Source organism: Blautia sp. TF10-30 (genome assembly GCF_003481245.1).
GTDB classification, from domain to species: domain Bacteria; phylum Bacillota; class Clostridia; order Lachnospirales; family Lachnospiraceae; genus Fusicatenibacter; species Fusicatenibacter saccharivorans.
Window position 1 is genome coordinate 169,600 of the sequence record NZ_QUKM01000002.1, and the last position, 23,451, is coordinate 193,050.

At 47.7% G+C, this 23,451-nt stretch carries 17 protein-coding genes and 1 CRISPR repeat array; all 17 genes read right to left on the reverse strand.

Annotated elements, in window-relative coordinates:
• Positions 1–56: 56 nt before the first annotated feature.
• The 17 genes from DXD02_RS03235 to fabG all read right to left on the reverse strand — a co-directional run bounded on the left by DXD02_RS03235 (position 57) and on the right by fabG (position 23,445).
• A complete protein-coding gene (locus DXD02_RS03235) occupies positions 57–1,787 on the reverse strand; it encodes an amino acid ABC transporter ATP-binding/permease protein (protein ID WP_118666425.1) in 1,731 nt (576 codons plus the stop codon).
• A complete protein-coding gene (locus DXD02_RS03240) occupies positions 1,787–3,526 on the reverse strand; it encodes an ABC transporter ATP-binding protein/permease (protein WP_118666376.1) in 1,740 nt (579 codons plus the stop codon). The genes DXD02_RS03235 and DXD02_RS03240 overlap by 1 nt, the downstream gene beginning before the upstream one ends.
• A 13-nt stretch (positions 3,527–3,539) precedes the next feature.
• On the reverse strand, positions 3,540–3,887 hold the full coding sequence (locus DXD02_RS03245) for a nitrous oxide-stimulated promoter family protein (RefSeq protein ID WP_022462170.1): 348 nt from the start codon (positions 3,885–3,887) through the stop codon (positions 3,540–3,542).
• Positions 3,884–4,288, reverse strand: coding sequence for a YbaN family protein (locus DXD02_RS03250; protein ID WP_055227396.1), 405 nt, complete (start codon positions 4,286–4,288; stop codon positions 3,884–3,886). The genes DXD02_RS03245 and DXD02_RS03250 overlap by 4 nt, the downstream gene beginning before the upstream one ends.
• A gap of 292 nt (positions 4,289–4,580) precedes the next feature.
• Positions 4,581–7,686: a CRISPR direct-repeat array (repeat unit 30 nt; unit sequence ATTTCAACTCACGCCCTCACGGAGGGCGAC).
• A 171-nt stretch (positions 7,687–7,857) separates the two neighbouring features.
• Positions 7,858–8,148 (reverse strand): CRISPR-associated endonuclease Cas2, encoded by a 291-nt coding sequence (gene cas2 / locus DXD02_RS03255; protein ID WP_117761005.1) that lies wholly within the window; start codon positions 8,146–8,148, stop codon positions 7,858–7,860.
• A gap of 10 nt (positions 8,149–8,158) precedes the next feature.
• On the reverse strand, positions 8,159–9,190 hold the full coding sequence (gene cas1c, locus DXD02_RS03260) for a type I-C CRISPR-associated endonuclease Cas1c (RefSeq protein WP_118666377.1): 1,032 nt from the start codon (positions 9,188–9,190) through the stop codon (positions 8,159–8,161).
• Positions 9,187–9,852 carry a CRISPR-associated protein Cas4 gene (gene cas4 / locus DXD02_RS03265; RefSeq protein WP_199691632.1) on the reverse strand — a complete coding sequence of 222 codons (666 nt, stop codon included), beginning with the start codon at positions 9,850–9,852 and terminating at the stop codon, positions 9,187–9,189. Before cas4 ends, cas1c begins: the two co-directional genes overlap by 4 nt.
• A gap of 34 nt (positions 9,853–9,886) precedes the next feature.
• On the reverse strand, positions 9,887–10,744 hold the full coding sequence (cas7c, locus tag DXD02_RS03270) for a type I-C CRISPR-associated protein Cas7/Csd2 (protein ID WP_117761001.1): 858 nt from the start codon (positions 10,742–10,744) through the stop codon (positions 9,887–9,889).
• A 4-nt stretch (positions 10,745–10,748) separates the two neighbouring features.
• On the reverse strand, positions 10,749–12,683 hold the full coding sequence (gene cas8c, locus DXD02_RS03275; protein ID WP_118666379.1) for a type I-C CRISPR-associated protein Cas8c/Csd1: 1,935 nt from the start codon (positions 12,681–12,683) through the stop codon (positions 10,749–10,751).
• Complete coding sequence (cas5c, locus tag DXD02_RS03280) at positions 12,680–13,414, reverse strand: type I-C CRISPR-associated protein Cas5c (RefSeq protein ID WP_117509538.1); 735 nt, start codon at positions 13,412–13,414, stop codon at positions 12,680–12,682. Before cas5c ends, cas8c begins: the two co-directional genes overlap by 4 nt.
• Positions 13,415–13,433: 19 nt before the next feature.
• Positions 13,434–15,914 carry a CRISPR-associated helicase Cas3' gene (gene cas3, locus DXD02_RS03285; RefSeq protein WP_118666380.1) on the reverse strand — a complete coding sequence of 827 codons (2,481 nt, stop codon included), beginning with the start codon at positions 15,912–15,914 and terminating at the stop codon, positions 13,434–13,436.
• A gap of 1,193 nt (positions 15,915–17,107) precedes the next feature.
• A complete protein-coding gene (locus DXD02_RS03290) occupies positions 17,108–18,817 on the reverse strand; it encodes an acetyl-CoA carboxylase carboxyltransferase subunit alpha (protein WP_082424902.1) in 1,710 nt (569 codons plus the stop codon).
• 276 nt (positions 18,818–19,093) lie between these two features.
• Complete coding sequence (locus tag DXD02_RS03295) at positions 19,094–20,440, reverse strand: acetyl-CoA carboxylase biotin carboxylase subunit (RefSeq protein WP_117509541.1); 1,347 nt, start codon at positions 20,438–20,440, stop codon at positions 19,094–19,096.
• Positions 20,437–20,874: a 3-hydroxyacyl-ACP dehydratase FabZ gene (fabZ, locus tag DXD02_RS03300; protein WP_022462591.1), complete on the reverse strand. Its 438-nt coding sequence runs from the start codon at positions 20,872–20,874 to the stop codon at positions 20,437–20,439. Before fabZ ends, DXD02_RS03295 begins: the two co-directional genes overlap by 4 nt.
• A gap of 26 nt (positions 20,875–20,900) precedes the next feature.
• On the reverse strand, positions 20,901–21,416 hold the full coding sequence (accB, locus tag DXD02_RS03305; RefSeq protein ID WP_118666381.1) for an acetyl-CoA carboxylase biotin carboxyl carrier protein: 516 nt from the start codon (positions 21,414–21,416) through the stop codon (positions 20,901–20,903).
• A gap of 36 nt (positions 21,417–21,452) precedes the next feature.
• Positions 21,453–22,688 (reverse strand): beta-ketoacyl-ACP synthase II, encoded by a 1,236-nt coding sequence (gene fabF, locus DXD02_RS03310; protein WP_118639963.1) that lies wholly within the window; start codon positions 22,686–22,688, stop codon positions 21,453–21,455.
• Between the two features lie 16 nt (positions 22,689–22,704).
• The gene (gene fabG, locus DXD02_RS03315; RefSeq protein ID WP_022462594.1) at positions 22,705–23,445 is read right to left on the reverse strand and encodes a 3-oxoacyl-[acyl-carrier-protein] reductase; all 741 of its coding nucleotides are present in this window, start codon (positions 23,443–23,445) and stop codon (positions 22,705–22,707) included.
• Positions 23,446–23,451: the final 6 nt, after the last annotated feature.

A 23,451-nucleotide genomic window follows, 5' to 3' on the forward strand; every position in this document is an offset into this window, starting at 1 on the left:
TTCTTTAACGACTGTTAGTGTAGCACATCGTCTTTTCTCTGTCAAGTGCTGTAAAATCAGGAAATCCGGCCATTTTCCATTTCATATACCACATCCGCGACGTTCATCGTGGACACTCTGTGCGATACGAGCACAATGGTTTTCTCTTCTGCCGATTCTTTCAGGGATTTCAGAATAATTCCTTCATTTAAGGAATCAAGATTCGATGTCGGCTCGTCCAGCAGGATCATGGATGCGTCATGCAGGAATGCCCGCGCGATACCGATCCGCTGTTTTTCTCCGCCGGACAGCGTATCGCCGAGTTCTCCGACTTCGGTGTCGTAGCCGTTTGGCAGTGTCATGATGAAATCATGTATGGACGCCTTCTTCGCCGCCTCCATAATTTCTTCCCGCGTCGCGCCGGGTTTTGCAATAGCGATATTGTTCGCAATCGAATCGTGGAACAGATGTGTCTCCTGCGTCACATAGCTTTCCATATCGCGCAGATGCTTCGTCGGGATTTCGCGGACATCGGCTCCGTCCACGGAAACGCGCCCCGTCTGGACATCCCAGAAGCGCATCAGAAGTTTTAAGATCGTCGATTTTCCGGAACCGCTCGCGCCGTGGATGCCGGTGATTTTTCCCGGTTCCAGTTTCAGCGAATACTGATCCAGGATCGTCTCGTCTTCGTAGGCAAACGTTACATTCTGCGCCTCGGCTCCTGCAAATGCGTGGTCACCGCCGAATGCCGTATCTCCCGGAATTTCCTCCACCAGCGGCGCTTCCTCGAGAAGGGAAAGCACGCGCTCGCCGCTTGCCAGCGTCTGATTCAGGTTATTCGACAGGCTGGACAGCGCCACGACCGGGCCGAAGGAACCCATCATCGCGACTGTGCAGGTCAGGACTCCCTCAAATCCGATCCCGCCTTTCGTGTAAAGATAGATCGTCAGTGCCAGCATGCCGAACGATGCCAGAAGAATCACCATGTTGGTGACAGACCGCTGGGAGCCTTCCATGCGGCTTAAGTTTTCCTGCACAGAAGCCAGTTCTTTCGACCGCCCTGACATCTGCTCTTTCCGTTTTTCGCCCTGTCCGTACTGAATCGTCTCGTCGAGGCCACGCAGGGAATCCAGCACGAAGCTGTTCAGCTCGCCAAAGCCTGTCCGGAACTCCATTCCTTTCTGGCTTCCGCGCTTTCCGTTCCACATCGGGATCACAACGCTGACCGTCAGATACGCCGTAAGTGCAAGCAGCCCTGTCAGAACATGGTATCTTCCAATGAAGCATACCATAATCAGAGAAGTTAATGCTGCAATCGCAATCGGGGAAATCGTATGCGCATAGAATACTTCCAGAAGTTCGATATCGGTTGTGATAATCGAAATCAGATTTCCTTTGTCCCGTCCTTCCAGCTTCGCCGGGCAGAGCTTCCGCAAAGCTGCAAACACTTTATGGCGGATGATCGCCAGCAGTTTAAAAGCAATAAAGTGGTTGCAGTACTGCTCCGCATAATGCAGAATGCCGCGCAGCACCGCGATCACGATCATCACCGTGAGTATCGTTTTTACCGGGGTATGTACAAGCCACATGTTTTGCACCGAAAGGCTCGTCCCTGCCACGCCCGTCAGTAAGCCGTGCATGATGACCTGTCCTGCCAGAATCGTCAGGAAGATCGCACATAAATATCCCATTGTTCCAAGAATAATTGCCGCCATCATAATATGAAGCAATGGCTTCACCAGCCCGATCAGGCTTCCCATAATCCGGAGGGCGCTTCTGCGTTTTGCTGTATTTTTCTTCTCGTTCATCATGCATTCCCCTGCTTTCCATAGTTTTCCAGTACCATCTGGCTGTCGTACAGATGACGGTATGCGCCGTTCTGTTCCATCAGTTCCGCATGCGTTCCACGCTCGCAGATGGTACCGTTTTTCAGGAAATAAATCTGATCTGACTGTACGACGTTCGCAAGGCGGTGGGAAATCAGCAATACCGTTTTCGTCTTTGCGAGTTCATGAATCACATTCATGATCAGCTCTTCACTCTCGACATCAATATTCGATGCGGCTTCATCAAAGATATACACCGCACTGTCGCTCCGAAGCAGCGCCCGCGCAATCACAAGACGCTGGCACTGGCCGCCGGAGAGGTTTCCCGCTTTTTCGAGAAGCTCTGTCTGCAGTCCGTTCTGTGTCTGTAAGAATCCCAGCAGATTGACTTTCTGCAGAACCGCCTCCATCTCCTCCTTCGTCGCATCCGGTTTCGCCATGCGCAGGTTCTCTTCTACGGTTCCTTTAAATAAGTAACTGTTGTGGCGGACCAGAACAACGTGCTTCATCAGATCCGTCTCAGCGACTTCCGAGAGCGGCACACCGCCCAGGGTGATGCGCCCTGTATATCCACGGTTCTTTGCCGCAAGGATACCCGCAATCGTACTCTTTCCGCAGCCGGATTCGCCGACCAGCGATACAAAACTGCCCGCCGGGAGTGTAAGGTCAATGCCTTTTAAGATTTCCCGGTCTTCTTCATAGGAAAAATGCACATCCTCCAACACAACATCCAGCGGTCCGTCCGGCAGCGTCCGTTCTCCCGCCTGCGGCTCCGGCAGATCAAGGATTTTGAAAATCTTGTCACTCGCCGCCATGCCGTTCATCGCAATGTGGAAGAACGATCCGAGCAGACGCAGCGGCAGGAAAAACTCACTCGCCAGCAGCACAATGCAGAGCGTGCCGGACACGGTGAGGTTTCCTTTCAGAAATTCCGATACCGCCACCGCCATGCCAACCGCCGCGCCGCCGTATGCTACGATGTCCATCACGCTCGTTGAGTTGAGCTGCATCGTCAGAACTTTCATCGTGATCCGGCGGAAGTTCTGGGATTCCACATCCATCTCGTCGGCTTTCTGCTGGTCGGCCTGATAAATTTTTAATGTCGTCAGACCCTGCAGATTTTCAAGGAAGGAATCGCCAAGGCCGGTGTAAATGCTCCAGTATTTGTTCAGCAGCTTCTTCGCAATCTTCTGCACAACCACAATCGAAATCGGGATCAGCGGCACACAGATCAGAAGAATCACGCTCGCTTTCATGCTCACCCGGCAGAGGATCACAAACAAGGTGAGCGGCGCAATCAGGCTGTAGAACAGCTGCGGAAGATACTTTCCAAAATAGGTTTCGAGCTGCTCCACGCCTTCCGTGGATACCTGTACGACCTCCGAGGATGATACCTGTTCGCTGTAGGATGCCCCCAGTTTCAGCATTTTCTCATAAATTTTCTCACGCAGAATCCGTTTCACATCCACACACGCAAGATACGACGACCGCGCGCCCATCCGCTCGCAGAAAAAGCGGATCACAACAACAATTGCCAGTGTAAAAATCGTCCGTTTCACAGCCGCTGCCGTTACCGCACCATACACGACCCGTTCCAGCAGATCGGCGACCGTAAATACCGCGATCACCTGCGACAGAAGCGCCGCCCACTGCCACAGAATCGTGTACACGATATACTTTTTCGCGTGGGACAGCAGCCCCACCAGTCTTGTTTTAATCATAAGTACCTCTCTTTTATGCTTTTGCTTTTCGCTTCTCTCTCATGCTGCAAATCAAATGCCAGATAGCTAAAATCGGATGATACAGCAGCATCCTCGGCCCCGAAAACCGCATAACGGCGCGGATCTTTTCCCGCATTTCCGGCTTGTAGCAGTGTACTTTGCAGTTTGCGCAGAATGTTTTCTGTTCCATGAAGGGACATTTCTGGCTCCGCTGTTTTGCATAGTCCGCTAATTTCTGACATTCCGGACACATTCCGCCGGATGCATGCCCCTCTTTTCCATGGTTCTTCCGGCAGTACAGGCGGATCATCTCTTCCACGACGTACTGTTCTTTCTGCCGCTTTTTTTCTACTTTGTTCATTTTGTTTCTCCTAGGATATGATCTTCTGTTTTTACGGTTTTGACCCGCAGGAAGAAATACAAAATATGGCACATCCATACCACAGCAATACAGATTCTTCCGATCGGCACATTCTTCATAGCAAAAAAGCCGATCGCCATCACAACCGTTACCATCCCGATAATTTTACATTTCGTTCCTACCGTCATCGCCCGATGCTGTACGAAGCTGTCGAGATGCTTCTTATATAATTGAGTTCCAATAAACCAGCTGTGCAGCCGCTCCGAACTTTTCGCAAAGCAGAACAGGGTCGCCATATAGAATGGAACTGTCGGCAGAATCGGAAGCACAATGCCGATGGTGCCAAATCCCAGGCACAGAAAGCCGAGTACGATCCAAAATATTTTAAATGGACTCTTCATAATTTTCCTCCTTTCTTATCGAATAATAAATAGAAAAATAGCCGCCCATGGTTCTTGGCGAATACATGAGCGGTTAGTTATCACTTACGCTAGTTATAGATTAACATTGTTTGCCTTTCGTGTCAAACACATTTCACTCCTGAGAGAACGCTCCTCTGCTTGCAGAATAACTGCTGTTATTTCAACTCACGAAGTGTGATACATCATACCCTAAATAATTCCGCCAATGTTTGAAGATTCAACTCACGGAGGGCGACAAAACTGGTGGTTGCGTTATCCCACCTTTTTACGTACTTCAACTCACGCCCTCACGGAGGGCGACTCTTTTATCGGAAACTGGCGCTGCGCCCTCATTATTTCAACTCACGCCCTCACGGAGGGCGACGTGGTTTCAAATTTATATCAAGCATAGGTTAGCCATTTCAACTCACGCCCTCACGGAGGGCGACATCTCATACACATAGTTATTCATCAATTTATATATTTCAACTCACGCCCTCACGGAGGGCGACTCTGCCACTTTTACTTTTCCGGCCCACTCCCGGTTATTTCAACTCACGCCCTCACGGAGGGCGACGCGGTACTGCCCGGAATGTACCGCAGAACAGCGCATTTCAACTCACGCCCTCACGGAGGGCGACAGCGGCAGCCCCAACCATTATGCAGATTATACATTTCAACTCACGCCCTCACGGAGGGCGACACAGCCATATTCCACCCATTTTCGGATACTGAAATTTCAACTCACGCCCTCACGGAGGGCGACCCCTGGTCCTGGAACGCATAGCCCGATCCCACATCATTTCAACTCACGCCCTCACGGAGGGCGACTCCCAATCGCGCACACGCGAGTTAAGCCGAATATATTTCAACTCACGCCCTCACGGAGGGCGACGCTACTGAAAAGTAATTTTCGTTCATTTTCTTTAATTTCAACTCACGCCCTCACGGAGGGCGACGGTACGTGTATCGTTCCGATATATATAGAATTGTATTTCAACTCACGCCCTCACGGAGGGCGACATTTTGACGTTCAGCTTGTTCAGAGCATTTGACGCATTTCAACTCACGCCCTCACGGAGGGCGACGATGACCTCAAGTTCATTCTCCGAGTTATTCTGCATTTCAACTCACGCCCTCACGGAGGGCGACATTGCAGTCGGAACGGAAGTGACGCAGACTTCCATATTTCAACTCACGCCCTCATGGAGGGCGACAAGGAAAACTTGACGGTTATAACAACGCCAAAATATTTCAACTCACGCCCTCACGGAGGGCGACCAACGCTTCCCAGGGCAAGCACAACCGCGACGAATTTCAACTCACGCCCTCACGGAGGGCGACTTCAGTTTCAGGATCCTTGATCCGTTCCTCATCATATTTCAACTCACGCCCTCACGGAGGGCGACACCTTTCTGGAACAGGCAAGGATTTATGCATCAGCATTTCAACTCACGCCCTCACGGAGGGCGACGAGGATTTAGACACCATTTTGCCGCCCTGCATAGCCATTTCAACTCACGCCCTCACGGAGGGCGACATTAACTCCGCCGACACTTTTTTCAAGTGAACTTATTTCAACTCACGCCCTCACGGAGGGCGACATCCGCGCCACCTGTTTCGCGACCGGGTAACTTTTATTTCAACTCACGCCCTCACGGAGGGCGACGAAACTGGCGTACATGATAATTTCATTTCAGATATTTCAACTCACGCCCTCACGGAGGGCGACTATTATCTCAAATCGGCTATAAGGCGGGCTTCTCATTTCAACTCACGCCCTCACGGAGGGCGACCATCATCATGCCTACCAGATAGCAGACTACTGTGATTTCAACTCACGCCCTCACGGAGGGCGACGTTCCAAGCTGTTCAAATTGGTCTGCGCAGATTTTATTTCAACTCACGCCCTCACGGAGGGCGACCCTGTTATTGATTGTTTTTCTTCCCACGCCGATATTTCAACTCACGCCCTCACGGAGGGCGACTGATTGCTGATCACACCGTCTACTCCGGTTTTAATTTCAACTCACGCCCTCACGGAGGGCGACAACTACATTTGCGCTGAACTATGCGTACAATGGATTTCAACTCACGCCCTCACGGAGGGCGACGGTCAGTTCCACATACATTCCTTCAAAAAAATCATATTTCAACTCACGCCCTCACGGAGGGCGACGCAGCCCATTCCGGCTTGCGGATCATAACACGAATTTCAACTCACGCCCTCACGGAGGGCGACAATCTACCGATACTTTGATTTGTCCTTTTCTGTTATTTCAACTCACGCCCTCACGGAGGGCGACCATCCTTCGAAAACATCGCCGCCACGAAAGCCATATTTCAACTCACGCCCTCACGGAGGGCGACAAATCGTCCTCATTCATACTGTTACCTTAACGGAAATTTCAACTCACGCCCTCACGGAGGGCGACGGAGTATCAGCGGAATCGAAAAAAAGGAGATCGTATTTCAACTCACGCCCTCACGGAGGGCGACTCGTACTTCGCCTGGATGTCCGCAAGCTGTGAGTTATTTCAACTCACGCCCTCACGGAGGGCGACTGTGATTATGTGCGCAGGTAGAAAATCAAAAGCATTTCAACTCACGCCCTCACGGAGGGCGACGACGTTCTGGGTTGTCCTCTCCTCGCCGACTTGATATTTCAACTCACGCCCTCACGGAGGGCGACCGTACGTTCTCGGAAATGGTGCAATCGAGTACACATTTCAACTCACGCCCTCACGGAGGGCGACGATACACGCCTTGCAAGAAATGTCATTAAAAAGTATTTCAACTCACGCCCTCACGGAGGGCGACTTTCGATGCCGATCGTGATAAGATAGATATCGAAAATTTCAACTCACGCCCTCACGGAGGGCGACCAACTTCCGACTTAGTGTAATAATCGGATGTGTTATTTCAACTCACGCCCTCACGGAGGGCGACGAACAGAGAAATCGCTGCGGCGAACAGAGATATATTTCAACTCACGCCCTCACGGAGGGCGACGAATTCCTTTGCGATGTTGTTGAGAAGCCAGGTATTTCAACTCACGCCCTCACGGAGGGCGACACCGTGCGTTTTCATGGTCGTAAAACGTCCATGAAAATTTCAACTCACGCCCTCACGGAGGGCGACGATCGCTAAAGTAAAAACCTTAAAAGTATATATTTATTTCAACTCACGCCCTCACGGAGGGCGACCCCGAAATGGGGAACAGAAGGCGGATTGATTGAAATTTCAACTCACGCCCTCACGGAGGGCGACCTTCTCCAACCTTGAAACCTAGATAGAACGTGAATATTTCAACTCACGCCCTCACGGAGGGCGACCCTCCTGTATAACTCCTGGATCAAGAACAGCATATTTCAACTCACGCCCTCACGGAGGGCGACGGCAAATTTAGACAAATTTTTCTTCTAAATCGCGGCTATGCTTATTCAATATCTCTATATTTTCTTCCTCATTTCATCTCCCTCCTCCCCCAAATTCTATCTTTTCAGCAAAAATCCTTTAAATTTCAAGTGCGAATCTTCCTGCTTTTTTCTGTGCACTTGGCATTCGCACTACAGAATCAGTGTGTCCATCACGTCAAATACCGCTTTTGCACCAACATGTTCTACTTTGTTTTTGTACTTTTCACCCAAATAGTAAAACCGCAAACTATCGGTCTCTTTATCTATGATTTTTTCTAGTATATCTTTTACCTGTCGGCACTTAGCCGCATCCATCTGGCACTCGAAGACAGAATTTTGGACTCGCTGGCCGTAATTGGTACATTCTTTTGCTACCTTGCGCAATCGCGTTCTGCCTGCTACGGTTTGTGTATTTACATCATATGTGATCAGCACCAGCATTAAAAATCACCTACTTCCACAAAAATGGCGGATATTCATCCAGATCCCCTCGCAGGAAACGTGCCAGCAGCATGCTCTGTGCATATGGAACCATTCCCCACTCGATCTTTTCGCCTAAAAATGGATGCGTAATCATCTCCTGTTTTTTTCCCTGCCATGCACTAAGAAAGGCTTTTCGTCCCTCCTCCGTCATAATAACGGCACCGTTTTCCTTAGTTAAAAAATATTCTGGCTTCATAATCCTCTTGTTGATAAGTGTCAGAACAAACCGATCTACCATAACGCTACGAAATTCTTCCATCAGATCCAGCGCCAATGACATTCGTCCCGGACGATCTGTGTGGAAAAATCCAACATATGGATCCAGGCCCACTGCTTCCAGCGTCCCGCCGCACATTCCTGCCAGTAAAGAATATCCAAACGAAAGCATCGCATTCACATTATCTAACGGTGGTCTCTTATTTCTTCCATGAAAATAAAAATCCTCTTTCTGCTGCAGAATAAGTTCATCAAAAGCGGAAAAATATACCGATGCAGCTTCTCCTTCCAGTCCTAAAAGTGTTCCCGCATCTTCACATTCTCTGATTTTATTCATACTCTGCCCCAGAAAAGCTGATTTTTTCTTAAGCAATTCTGCATCCAGCCGCATACTGTAATCTCTGGCGGCTCTCTCGAGCACCCACCTGGCATTATAGACCTTGCCAAGAATAAAATTCTTTGCTATTTTGACGCTTTCTTCTTTTTTCTCACTGATGCGGTATTGTGTTTTTCGCAGTGTCACATTTCCCTTTTCTTCTCCGCTGACTCTCGCCAGAAAACGGCCATTTCCGGACATAAAGGATAATTCAATGTCTCTTTGCGCACACGCCCCCATTAATGCCGGACTCGCTCCTGTATAGCCAAAGGTCACGATCGCCTGTAAATTATGTAAAGGGATTCTTCCTATTTCCTTTTTATCCTCCATTACTACGACATTTTCCCCATCAAGTGAAAGATAACGATTTCCAGAAGTAATATACAAGGTATTCAGCAATCTTTTCATAGATTTTCCTCTTCCTGCATTCTCTTGGTAATGTATTCCGCAACCAATTTATTCTTATTTAAAACCGGCAGACAAATATCTTTCAAGGAACATGCATTACATTTCCTGCTTATTTTTACTTTCGGTGTATACTGTTGTTCATAATACTTATGCATTTCTGCAAATATCTGCTTCACTTTTTCCCGGATTGCATTATCAAATTCTACCTTATGGCGTCTGCGGACTTCACCGTAATAAAGATATCCATACTCGATTTCACAACACAGCATTTCTTCCAGACAAAACGCCTGCGCTGCCAACTGCAGGATATCCTCTTCTCCTTCTTTTGGTTTTCCCCGCTTATATTCTATTGGCACTACACGATAAAATCCTTCTTTTCCATGCAGTGAAATCCCCTCTTTCACCCGATGAAATTCCACCACATCGCACTCGCCGCTCACTCCCATTTCGCAGGAGTGAACCGGCATCGCACGCACAATCAGCAGATCTCCTCTTTTTTCTTTGAGACCCGGATCATGTGCATTTTCATGAAGAATCTTTCCCTCTACCGTGCGGACATTCTCCTGCCACTGCATCTCGATATATGCAAGTGCCCATTGGCGCCGGCAGAATGCAAAATGTTGAATTCCTGACAACTGCAGATAATCATCCTCATCATACATTCCAATTCACCCCTCACGGAAAACGACCGTATCTTTAGACAAAATCAAAAATCTCCGGTTCTCTGCATCCTTCTACATTCCAGGTAATATCATAATCCTTAAAGCTTCTCGGATGATCTAAATCTTTATTCCAGTCAAATCCTCTCTGGATCTTTCCACTCGAAATAGCCGGTGTTTTTTCCTCGTGCTGCCACCAATACATCCGGCATACCTCCATACTTCCTTCCGGACGTGCTGACGATGCATCATTTTCAAACAATGTCATGAGTGCTTCTTTCAGTATCTCAGCATCCTCCTGGGTAAAGCCCGTCTTTTCCGCGAGCTGCACATTGACACTTCCCATCACCTTGTATACAGCAAACCCAACTCTATGTTTCGTTCCCATCGTATCAGATGCCTTTCCTTCTTTTCCGGCCTCGCTGTTTACGCTCTTGGTGATTTGCATACTCATGATATCAATCGGAGACAGACTTACTGCCTGATGAATCGACACCGGACCGCGTACGCCAAAGGATACTGGAATTCCTTTAAATGCAAAAACCTGTCCAAATGCTCTCACATCGATCCACTCCCTGCATGCAATCTGTGCGCAGAGATCTCTGCTCGCATCTTTCTTATTTCCCATCTGTTTTTTAAGCTCCTCGCAACCATCTGCGCGCTCCTTCAGACTCTTGAATGAGTCGTCCGTTCTGTCATCTGACTGCACGAAAATTTTCTGTCCCAGATCCTGCAGGCGGTTTCGGATTTTTCGTTTAATGCAGACATCTGAAATTTCCCCATATCCATCCAGATTAATTCTCGGACGGTTTCCGTTCAGTGGATCTCCATTGGGATTTGCATTCGTTGCACTCACAAATAATGTAAAATCAATTTTTCCTTTTAATTCGCTCATTTCTTTATTCCTCCTCTGTTTTCTCTGTTTTGTAAGTTCTCAGCCCACAGGACTGACTGTGAAATCCAAGTAAATATAAGCCGCTCAAACGTTTATTCTCCTGATAATCGTTTACACTTTCAAATGCGTCCTCGATTTCGTCCAGCAGATTTTCATAAAATCTTCGTTCCGGCACTGGCAATTTGCTCAAATACGGCTGAATATTCTCTTCAATAACTTTCCAGGTTTCAAACGGTCTCTGCGAAAAATTATTCATGTATCGCTTTGCATTTGTAATTCTACTTCTGTCCTTATCCACATCAAAAGTCCGATATTCAATTCGATCTGCTACAGCAAGCAATCTTCCATACAGGTAATCTCTTTCTGTACAATTTTTGTCTACCGCCATTTTCCATTCCTCCTTATAAAGTTCTTTTCTTCTTTTTTTAACCATGGAGCACGCAAGCTGCAAAATCTGCTCCCAGTTTCTCCGTTCTTTATATGCCAATGGATTAGATGCCTTATTTATCGCCCTTTCCACATAATCAGCTGGTATTCTCTGCCCATCCCAAATACATGGCAAGATACGCTTTGCAACCTCAGCATAAAGTTTTTTGCTGTTTCCATCTACAATGGTAATACTTCCATTATTTTCTATTCCGAATAAAAGATCCGCTATCTCCTTTACTCCAACCATGCCATAATAAACAATTCTTTTTCCGTCTCTCCATTTTTCATGACGCCACCAGCAGTCCTTGTGCCATTTTCTGATATTCTCTAAATACCGCGTTTCTTCAATTTTTTTTGCTTCCACGACTGCCAGGCGCCCCGGTGTTGCTGCATCGACTCCTAATAACACCATATATTTCATAGTCGTGGGACATTTTTCCTCGTTCTGCAGCGTGCGATACCCACTCATCGCCTTCTGAAACAGCTCCGCTCCGATCGCATTGGTGTCAAACTCCGGATCTTCCAGTCCGGTATCCCATTCATCAAATTCAGATATAATATGCTCCGTATCCGAGTCCCATCGAACTTCTAATTCTCCTGCTGAATCCTCCGCTGTTTCCCATGTAGCAAACACCATGGTATCATATGTGCCTCCCTGTCTGCGGATAATCCATTTCAATGCGTTGTGAACCTTCTGGGATGTTTCATTTCCAATTGCAAATGCCTCTTCTTTCGTTGCAAATCGACCACGATACGTAAAATTATCCTTATCATTTGAAGAAATCAGTTTCGCGCCGTCTCCTTCATTTCGGATTTTCTTTGGCTGTAGATAGGAAATACTTTCTCTTTTTCCACTTAAATAGCAAAGTCCCTTTTCCCCTTCCATAGACCGTTGATACTGCTGATATTTTTCCCATAAGGTCTTATCTTTCCAGCATTCATCAACTGTTTCTGTCAGTGGATTACTTAAAGAGCGCACAATAAATCGCACAAACGCTTTACTTTGATCAATTCCCTGAATCGTTTCCTTTTCTGCCAGCGTTCCATCTTCATTTTGCTTCAATACCTTCTGTTCAATCAAATCATGCATCAAACTTTTCTTCTGCAGATAATAATAAATTGCTCTTACTTTATCATGGCAAAATTCTGACTCATACCATTTTTTTAATTGTTCCATGTAAATTTCAAAACAGCTTCCATCGTCCGCCACATAAAGCGGATAATCGCCCGCCAGATATCTTAAATTATCACACAGGGGATGGGCTTCTTTTCCAGATGTTCGGCTTCCTGATTTTTCTGTAACCGGAATAATGGTAAATTTATCATTTGCAGGAACCTGTTCGCCATGTAAAAAGTTACCTTCTTCATCAATGGTTACCGTAATCTGTGCCGTTGCCGTTGAGTGGAATGTTGGAAGCAGCGTATAGGGAAATTCACCACGATATTCTATTTTTCCTACCTTGTTCAGATTTTTTTCGTACAAATCCAGTGCTTCTCTTCCCCAGTTCACGTATCTTTCACCTCCCTTTTTTCATGTTCTTCTTTCTCGATATTTTCAAATATTTTCGGCTGCATTTTTCGTATATGACGTTTGATTGTACACTCTTCCGGACGGGGATAAACGATGTAGCCTCCCCTTGTCATGGTCGGATGCTCCCAGAATCTTACCGTCATTTTTCCCTGATCCTCCGACAAAACGGCTTCTTCCGCATAAGTAATTCCATGATAAGAGAAACCGAAATCTATATCTTTTTCCATATCATCATAATATCCTGCTCCACTGCCAAATTCACACGGTTCCACAAATGCCTGACATTCTCTTGTTCCAAGAAAAATATCTCTCCGGCCTCCGCTCTTTACCATTCTTTCTGACATGCACTGATATTTTCGCTCATTTCTATCCTGTACCATGTTGACCTGATGCTCATTAAATTCAAAATGAGCACGTACCTGATAACGCACATCCTTTAAATACGTGTAGTATGCCAGTTCGTTTCCGCCATTGTATTTAATAGGACGAATACCTTTTGTTTCCGTCTGAATCCGGTTCATAACGCGAATTTCATCAATTACCCAAAAGATCGTGGGTTTCCAAAATATGCTTTCCGTAATACCTCGCAATGCCTCGTAAGTTGGAATTGAATAACTTGTTTTTTCGCCTCCAACACGCACCACCGGATCAGAAAACAATGCATAGTTCCCATACACCTCGTACTCTATGGTATTCGCATGTTTTTCCATTGTACCACCTCCAATATGTTTAATAGTTCTCAAAGTTCATCTGCGGTTCTTCCAGCACACCAACTTCATTGCTGTAATACCCTTCGCTCAACGCGAGTATTTCTTCATCACTAATTTGATATATTGCATTATTAAGACGTTCCTTCTGCACTTCTGAAATTCCAACCGTATATTTTTGCAGTTCCCGCAGCATCCTCTGCTTTTCCTCCCAAGGTAAATACTCACCATCTGCTCCGACAAATGCTGCAATCAGTTTTTTGGCCTCATCATTATAGGGAACCACAACTGGAATCTTATAATCATTAGAAATAACTTCAAATTCTTTTCCTGCCGTTGCAAATGCCTGTGCCATTCCCCCCTTATACTCTTGTTCAAACTTATGCCAATATTGTTTTCTTCCCGGACAATTTTTTCCCAGCATTTCTAGCAAGGTCGTTTTATAATTTTTCGCCGGAAATTTCGTGATATCAGCCTGCAGCACCTGATAGTAATACTGATAATAAATCGCTATCGCTTTCGACGAATCTAATCTTTTTTCAAAAATTTCAGGCTTACTTCGAAATTGTTCTAATAATTTTTGTACTGCTCTTTGTTCTTCTTGTATCTCTGGCAGCTTTTCCAGACTTTCGGCCTCGTTTGTCAATTGTACAATGTAAATCTTTCCAAACCAGGGATACTCCTTGTGGCGATTTCCTCTTCCAGCGGCCTGGATCACATGATCCAATCCCGCTTTTGATCGAATGACACAGCCAAAAGAAAAATTTACACCCGCTTCTACAACCGGTGTACTGATGCAGATCACTCTGCCTGTATATCCGGATTCTCTATTTTTTCGTAATGCCGCATGGACCGTTTCCAACGTGTCCTCTTTATTTTGCGGGCAAAGTTTATTGCTCAGGTGAAAAACTTGATCTTCGTCTGAACAGCTGCTTTTTATCTTTTCATATACTTGTTTTGCACATTCGGTTGTATTTACTATGACCAGCACATTTCGAAATGTCTCAGCTTGCTGCAACGTAAAATCACAGAGATCCTCAATTTCCATTCCGCCCGGATACGCTTCTGTTTCTGTCAAATCTACGATATCCGTTCTTCGAAAGGCTTCTTCATACTTTTCTATGATTTCCGTCATCTCCATGCATTCACTTAAATTATTCTCTTTCAAATCTTTAATGGATGGCTGGGTAGCTGAACATAATACAACATCCGATTCCGCAAAATTGGTAAGAAAATTTACTGCTAAGTTAAAAAGTTCCATACACTTCTTCGGAATGGCCTGTACCTCATCAAAAATGATCACGCTGTTACATAAGGTATGCATTCTGCGGATATCTCTTTTCTGTCCCGAAAAAAGTACATTCAATACCTGTACAGCTGATGTCATAATAATTGGTACATCCCATGTTTCTGTCAGTTTTTTATAGTCTTTCTCCTGCTTTTTCTCCGAAAGAATCACATTGCAATGATGTTCCAGTACGATATCCGGATCGTCAACTGCTCTCCGGATCTCATCGGCATTCTGACTTAAAATACTGTTAAATGGGGCAACATAAATAATATGCTGTTTTTGGGTCCGCTCGGCACGATACAGTGCAAAGCGCAAACTACTTAATGTCTTTCCAGCTCCCGTTGGTACTGTCAGACGATACAGTCTCGTTTCTTTTTCTGCCTCTTCATAGCACCTCTCAGAAATCTCCTGCCGGACTGCCTGAAGACTCTGGCCATTTTCTGCCTTGTTTCGAATTTCATGATTAAGATAGTTCTCAAAACATTGTATACTCTGTTGCCATATTTTCTGTATTTCTTTCTTTGAAATACGTTGTTTCAATTCTTCATTCTGAAAAAATTTTTCCGTATCTGTCCAATCACTGTCAAGCAGCATAGAAAGCAATACTCTGAAATACATTCCAATATAAAAATATCCATTTCCACAATGACGATTTTGTTTTGTGCTTTTTCGCACAAACATTCCTATTTTTTTATTAATCTGAACATATTGTGCATCTGCTGCTTCGCACACTTTTTGGATTTTCTCTTTATCAAAGATCTGAAAAAATCTTTCCTTCACAATGTCTTCCTGACACTCTTTTTCCGCTCTGCGTTCCTGTAAGGTACACCCGCTTTCAAAATCAATACAGTCGCTGATTCCATGATGTGAGTACACAACTGTACTTAACAGCTCTGCTGCTGTTTTCTGCCGCATCATTTTCCATAGCATCCGTCCACCTGCGGTTGAGTGATCCAAATCGTTTCGGTGTGCCTGATCCCCCTTTTTCAAGATATCTTGAAAATCTTTCTGCACATCATCAGAGAGTTTCCCCGCATCATGAAAAAGTGCGGCCGCCTCGACAAGTTTCTGAATCTCTCCCATAGGACAAATGCTTTTTGCATATGATGTTACATTATCTGTATGTTCCTGAAAGCTCTGGGTACGGCCTGTTTCAAAATCCACATGTGCAAGATAAATGTCACTTGTTTTATTTTCGTTTGTATTATTCATCACTTTCTCCTTTTGTCTATTTTGTTTATTTTTCGGAGTCAAGTTCTGATTTTTTATTCATTTTTACCACATTATAGCAGACTCCGACCTGTAGCGCAATATATTTTCAAACTTTTGTTCGATCATATATTTAGTTTATACCTCATCGTTTTCTACTTTGACATGTCAAATAATTCTATTCAAAATCCTTTTTACCACCTCTCCTCTTAAATCGCATTTCTGCCTTAGTATCAATTTGATTTTTATTTTCACATTGGGAATTTACAAAGATTTTTAGATTTTGTAATTCTTCCTTTGTGTGTTAGAGTATTTTTTACTCTAAAATTATAGAAGACTTTACAAATTAGAAAATAACGTATAGAATAGTATATGTTCGTAGTTTACTATTCTTTTTAGATCTTATTTCTAAATTGAATCAGTTTTCTACCTGAAGAAGTTATCCGATACTGCCAATATCTGATAGCTTCTTCTTTTATATTTTCACTATATCACCTTTTCTACTAACATGCAATACAAATTATATTTTTATAAGTTTTCAATAATGTAAAGTTTATATTATTGAATAATTCTTAAATAGTCTAAAATATAAAAAGCATCAGATTATTTTCCAATGCTTTTTACATAACAGTTATTCAAAAATGTTTTTCAACTCACAGACCTTCGTCTGAACCCGCAGAATATTTCCCGCACTCTTATTCTGCCCCTCTATCTTACCATAAATTCCGCCAACGTCAATTAGTTATTCCTCCCTTCAAATCCTCTATTTATTTTGTATATCTAAAATCCGTATATTTTTATTCTGCATTTCAATCATATTTTTGTTGAATGGACTACAAGAAACTGTTATACTCAATATACGGGTGCTGCCATAACGGTAGGCGGTTAGTCCTTCTACGGAGGGACTGTGACTCTCCGATTACATAGAAACCCTTTATATGGGAATTCCTTGGAAAGGAGGGCTAAGCCATGAGTATTATCGACTTCATAGCAGTTGTAAGTTTCGGCTTAACCTGCTTTAGCCTTGGATACAACTTCGGCAAAGATACTGCGAAATCACAAAAATAGCCGCCCAGTCCTGCAAACTTTGGCGACTATTTTTACATAAACCAATAAATATGGACTAACCGTCTATCGGTAGCACTCTTTTCAATATCATAATATCATGCATTTCAGAATATGTCAAAATCTTCTTTTCACATATCCCGAAATCTCCGATACCTCTCCTCTACCAGTTCTTCCCCATCCATCTTCTCATACTTTTCCAGGAATCTCAGAATTTTGCCTCTCAATTCTTCACACACCACTGGCATTGTGTCCACCGTAAACTCCCCCGGCTCTTCCACAATCTCTTCTACAATTCCCAGTTCCTTCAAATCCCCCGCCGTCAGCTTCATCACCTCGGCGGCCTCCGGCGCGCGTTTGCCGTCTTTCCACAGGATGCTTGCAAATCCCTCCGGCGACAGGATGGAGTAGATGGCATTCTGCATCATCCACACTTCATCCGCCACGGCGAGTGCCAGTGCACCGCCGCTGCCGCCTTCTGAAATGACAATAGAAAGAACCGGCGTTTTTAACGCTGACATTTCATACAGGTTCCGCGCAATCGCCTCGCCCTGGCCGCGTTCTTCGGCTTCCATTCCGCAGAAGGCGCCTGGGGTGTCTACGAGACAGATAACAGGCCTGTGGAATTTTTCGGCCTGTTTCATCAGACGCAGGGCTTTGCGGTAGCCCTCCGGGGACGGCATGCCGAAATTGCGGCGGATGTTTTCTTTCGTATCCGCGCCTTTCGCCTCGGCGATGACCGTGACCGGTGTGCCGTCAAACGATGCAATACCGCCGATGATCGCCGCATCATCGCCATACAGTCGATCACCATGAAACTCAATAAAATCAGGAAACAGCTCCCGAATATAATCTTCTCCCACCGGTCGGTCCTTTTTCCGCGCTTTCTGCACACAGTCCCAAGCCGATGTTTTCTCTCCCGTTTCTGGTGCTGCCAAAGACCGCTTCACGTCTCCATCCCCCAAAGTCAGCACTTCCGAGGAAACTTCGATATCTTTCCCATGCATCCGCAGAATCTCCGACAGCACCTCTTTCGCCTCTTCTCTTGGCAGAATCCGATCCACAAACCCATGCTCCACCAGAAACTCTGCCCGCTGGAACCCTTTCGGCAGTTTCTGTCCTATTGTCTGCTCAATAACCCTCGGTCCCGCAAACCCGATCAGCGCATGCGGCTCCGCCAGAATAATGTCCCCCAGCATCGCCCAGCTCGCCGTCACGCCGCCCGTCGTCGGGTCCGTCAGCACACTCACATACAAAAGCCCCGCATCACTGTGTCTTTTCAGCGCCGCCGACGTCTTCGCCATCTGCATCAGAGAAACAATCCCCTCCTGCATCCGCGCCCCTCCCGAGCACGCAAACAAAATCACCGGCAGCGAGAGCTTCGTCGCCCTCTCCACCGCCCGCGTAATCTTCTCCCCAACAGCCTCACCCATACTGGCCATCATAAACCTGCCATCACAGACCCCGATCACCGTCTCCATCCCGTTGATCCGTCCCTTACCAGTCACAACAGCCTCCGTAAGTCCTGTTCTCTCCTGCAGAGCCCTCACCTTCTCTTCATACCCCGGAAACCCCAGCGGATTCCCCGCCGTCATCCCCTGATCCCATTCCTCAAAACTCCCATCATCCAGAAGAAACTCAATCCTCCGATACGCATGCACCCGAAAATAATTCCCACACTTCGGACAAATATAGAGATTCCTCTTCACATCCTCCGTAAAAATAGCCCCCTTACAAGCATTACACTTCTTCAAAATCCCCTGCGGCGCCTCCGGCACCACCCCATCCGCCGTGTGCTCCTTCCGAAACACCGTCTTCTTAAAATACTTACCCAGCATCATACCACCATCACTCCTTACGTCATAACACTTTCACTCTATTGTCACCATAACAATCTTCCAACCACACACCTCACCCATCGAGGCATTCATTCTCTCTTCACCGCTCACTCCTGTCATCCCAGCCGCACCGCCCCGCGGTGTCGCTGACCACACTCTCCCAGTCGTGTGTCTGATCTCAGCCGCCCGGCAGTACAGCAGAGGGGGGCGGCCTTAGTGTTTCTTTCCTCTGAAACCGCGCCGTCCCCCTCTGCTGTACTGCCGGGCGGCGTCCGTCTCTCACAATCTCTCCGTCAACCGCTCCACAAACTCAATATCCGCCCTCCCGGCCAAATACTCCTCTTCATTTAAAATAGAATACAAATAATCAACGTTAGTGTCGACTCCCTCGATGACGACTTCCCCCAGCGCACTCCTCATCCGCGCAATCGCCTCCTCACGCGTCCTCCCATGCACAATCAGCTTCGCCAGCATCGAATCATAAAACGCCGGAATCACATACCCGTCATACGCCGCCGTATCCACCCGTACTCCAAATCCACCAGGCAGATGCATCTCCGTAATCTTCCCCGGACAAGGCCTGAAATTCTTCGCCGGATTCTCCGCATTAATCCTGCACTCAATCGCATGCCCCGAAAGCCGGACCTCCCCCTGCGTCACCGACAGCGGCATCCCCGAAGCCACCCGAAGCTGTTCCTGAATCAGATCCACCCCCGTGACCCACTCCGTCACCGGATGCTCCACCTGAATCCGCGTATTCATCTCCATAAAATAAAAATTCCCGTCCGGCTCCAGCAGAAACTCAATCGTCCCCGCATTCACATAATGCGCCGCCTTCGCCGCCCGGACCGCCGCCGAGCCCATCCGCTCCCGCAGCGTGTCATCAATCGCCACACAAGGCGACTCCTCAATCATCTTCTGATGATTCCTCTGAATCGAGCAGTCCCGCTCGCCAAGATGAATCACATTCCCAAACGAGTCCGCCATAATCTGAAACTCCACATGACGTGGATGACGAATCAGCCGCTCCACATACATCGTCCCGTCCGCAAACGAACTTTTAGCCTCCTTCTGCGCCGTCTGAAACGCACTCTGGAACTCCCCGCGCGTCTCCGCCATGCGCATACCCTTGCCGCCGCCTCCAAGCGCCGCCTTAATCATCACCGGAAAACCAATCCGGTCGGCCTCAGAAAGACCCGTCTCCCAGTCAAAAACAGGTTCCTTCGTCCCCGGAATCACCGGCACACCGGCTGCCTGCATCGTATTTCGCGCCTCAGACTTATTACCCAGACGGTCCATCACCTCAGGCGACGGCCCAATCCACGTAATGTGGCACTCCTGGCATCTCCGCGCAAACGTGCTGTTCTCCGACAGGAATCCAAATCCCGGATGAACCGCATCCGCCCCCGTCACAAGCGCCGCACTCAAAATACGTTCCATATTTAAATAACTGTCCTTCGACGGCGCCGGCCCGATGCACACCGCCTCATCCGCGAGCTGCGCATGCAGTGCCTCCCGGTCCGCCTCCGAATAAACAGCAACCGTGAGAATTCCCATCTCACGGCATGCCCGGATAATCCGGACCGCGATCTCCCCACGGTTTGCAATCAAAACTTTTCGAATCATTGTGCTGCCCCCACCATAAAGGTCAGTTCCGCCTGCGCGACCACCTTGCCGTCGACCGAAGCAACCGCTTCCCCGACGCCCATCGGTCCCTTGTGGCGGATAATTTTCGTCTCCAGACGAAGCTTGTCTCCCGGTTTCACTTTTCCCTTAAAGCGGCACTTGTTGATGCCGCCGAAAAATGCAATTTTTCCCTTATTCTCGTCAAGAGAAAGAATCGCAACCGCACCGACCTGCGCCAGCGCCTCGATAATCAGCACGCCCGGCATCACCGGCTCCTGCGGAAAATGACCGGCAAAAAAGTCCTCGCGGTACGTCACACATTTGTATCCAATACCGAATTCGCCCGGTTCAAAATCTTCTATGTAATCCACCAGCAGAAACGGATGTCTGTGTGGAATAATCTCCTGAATCTGTTTCGTTGTCAAACTGTTCATTCGCTGCTTCCTTTCTCGTCCCGGCTTTACGCTTTCACCCGGAACAGCGGTTTTCCGTAATCAACCATCTCGCCGTTTTTCACCAGAACCTCCGCAATCACGCCGTCCACTTCACTCTCGATCTCATTCATCAGCTTCATGGCCTCCACGATTGCTACGACCTGTCCCTTTTTCACGGTGTCGCCAACCTTCACAAACGGCTCGGCATCCTCTGCCGGAGCTGTGTAAAACGTTCCGACCAGCGGGGATGTCACAAAAACGCCTTCTTCTGCTTCACTGTGCTCCTCAGCCGCTGTATTTTTTCCTGCCGTTTCTTTTCTCTCTGGCATGGCTGCTTCTTGCGCTGTCACGCCATTTGCTCCGCCCATCATCTCTGCCATCTGCAGACCGGCACCGGATGGAACCCCGCTCATCTGCACCTGCACCGGAGCTGCTTTTCCATGCTCCATGGCAATCTTGATCCCATCAGCCTCGTAATCAAACGCGGTCAGCGAAGAATCCGAAACTTTATCAATCAACTGTAAAATCTGATCTAATTCCATCTTATTTTCCTTTCTGCACCGGAACACGATGCCGCTTTATTCATATTTCTGAAACAGCAGCACCGCATTGTGGCCGCCAAAACCAAGGGAATTGCTCATTGCCAGTTTCACATCGGTTTCCACCGGAGCGCCGATGCAGTAATTCAGATCGCATTCCGCATCTGCTTCCTTTGTTCCAATCGTCTGATGCACGAAGCCGTCCTGAATGGATTTCGCACAGACAACAGCTTCCACACCGCCTGCCGCGCCGAGCAGATGACCGACCATCGATTTCGTCGAGTTGACCAGCACATAGTCTGCCGCATCACCGAAGGCTTTCCGGATCGCACGCGTTTCAAACAGATCGTTGTGATGTGTGGACGTTCCGTGTGCATTAATATAAGTAACTTCTTCCGGTTTTACTCCCGCTTCTTCCATCGCAAGCTCCATCGCACGTGCCGCACCGCTTCCATCTTCCAATGGAGAAGTAATGTGGTACGCATCGCAGGTTGCGCCGTATCCGACTACCTCTGCATAGATCTTCGCGCCGCGCTGTTTCGCGTGCTCCAGCTCCTCAAGTACGAGAATGCCGGCGCCCTCACCCATGACGAAACCGTTCCGGTCTTTATCAAACGGAATCGAAGCCCGCAGCGGATCTTCCGACTCGGAAAGTGCGGTCAGTGCCGAAAAGCCTGCCACGCCGACCGGCGTAATTGCGCTCTCCGCACCGCCTGCCACACAGATGTCCGCGTCGTTGTACTGAATTGCGCGGAAGGCATCGCCAATGCAGTGCGTTCCTGTCGCACACGCCGTTACCACGCTGGTACATTTTCCTTTCGCGCCGAGTGCAATCGCAACGTTTCCCGCCGCCATGTTCGCAATCATCACCGGAACGGTAAACGGGTTGACGCGGGACGGATTTCCGGCATCAATTTTGGCTTTCGCCTGCTCGCATGCATTCAGATCACCGACGCCGGAACCCACCAGAACGCCGACGCGGAACGGATCTTCATTCTCCATGGAAATGCCGGCATCTGCAAACGCTTCTTTTGCTGCCGCAACGGCATACTGGGAGAAAGTTCCCATTCGTCTTGCCGCCTTGAAATCCATGCGTTCTTTTGCCACGAAGCCTTTGACCTCGCCTGCCAGATGTACTTTATATTCTGCTGTATCAAATTTCGTAATCGTTCCGATTCCGCAGGCTCCCTTGCGGACGCCGTTCCAGAATTCCTCCACGGTATTTCCAATCGGGGTTACCGCACCCAGCCCTGTGATGACTACTCTTCTCTTCATTCCAACTCTCCTTTTCTTAGATCACCATGCCGCCGTCGCAGTGAATCACCTGTCCGGTGATGTAAGCTGCCGCTTCGGATGCCAGAAATGCGGCCAAGTTCGCCACATCCTCCGGCTTTCCGAAATGGCCAAGCGGAATCTGGGATACGGATGCTTCTTTCACTTTATCCGAAAGAACCTCCGTCATATCGGTCTCAATAAAGCCCGGCGCAATCGCATTGACGCGGATGCCGCGGGATGCCAGTTCCCGTGCCGCTGTTTTCGTCAGGCCGATCACACCTGCTTTCGATGCCGCATAATTTGCCTGTCCGGCGTTTCCTGCCACGCCGACCACAGAAGCCATGTTGATGATGCAGCCGCTCTTCTGACGGATCATCGGCCGTGCCGCAAAGCGGATGCAGTTGAACGTTCCCTTGAGGTTTGTCTCAATGACACGGTCGAAGGCTTCCTCCGACATGCCCATCAGAAGGCCGTCCTTTGTGATGCCCGCGTTGTTGACCAGAATATCGATTTTCCCATACAAAGCAAGAATTTCCTTCATCCACGCTTCACACGCCGCAAAATCCGATACATTGCACTGCATCACGCAGCCGTCTCCTCCTGCCGCGCGGATTCCCGCAAGCACGGTTTCGGCCGCCTCTTTTGAACCATTGTAATTGATGACAACAAAGGCTCCCTCCGCCGCCAGTTTTTCTGCAATCGCACGCCCGATTCCGCGGGATGCGCCCGTTACTACTGCTGTTTTTCCACTTAACATCTCATT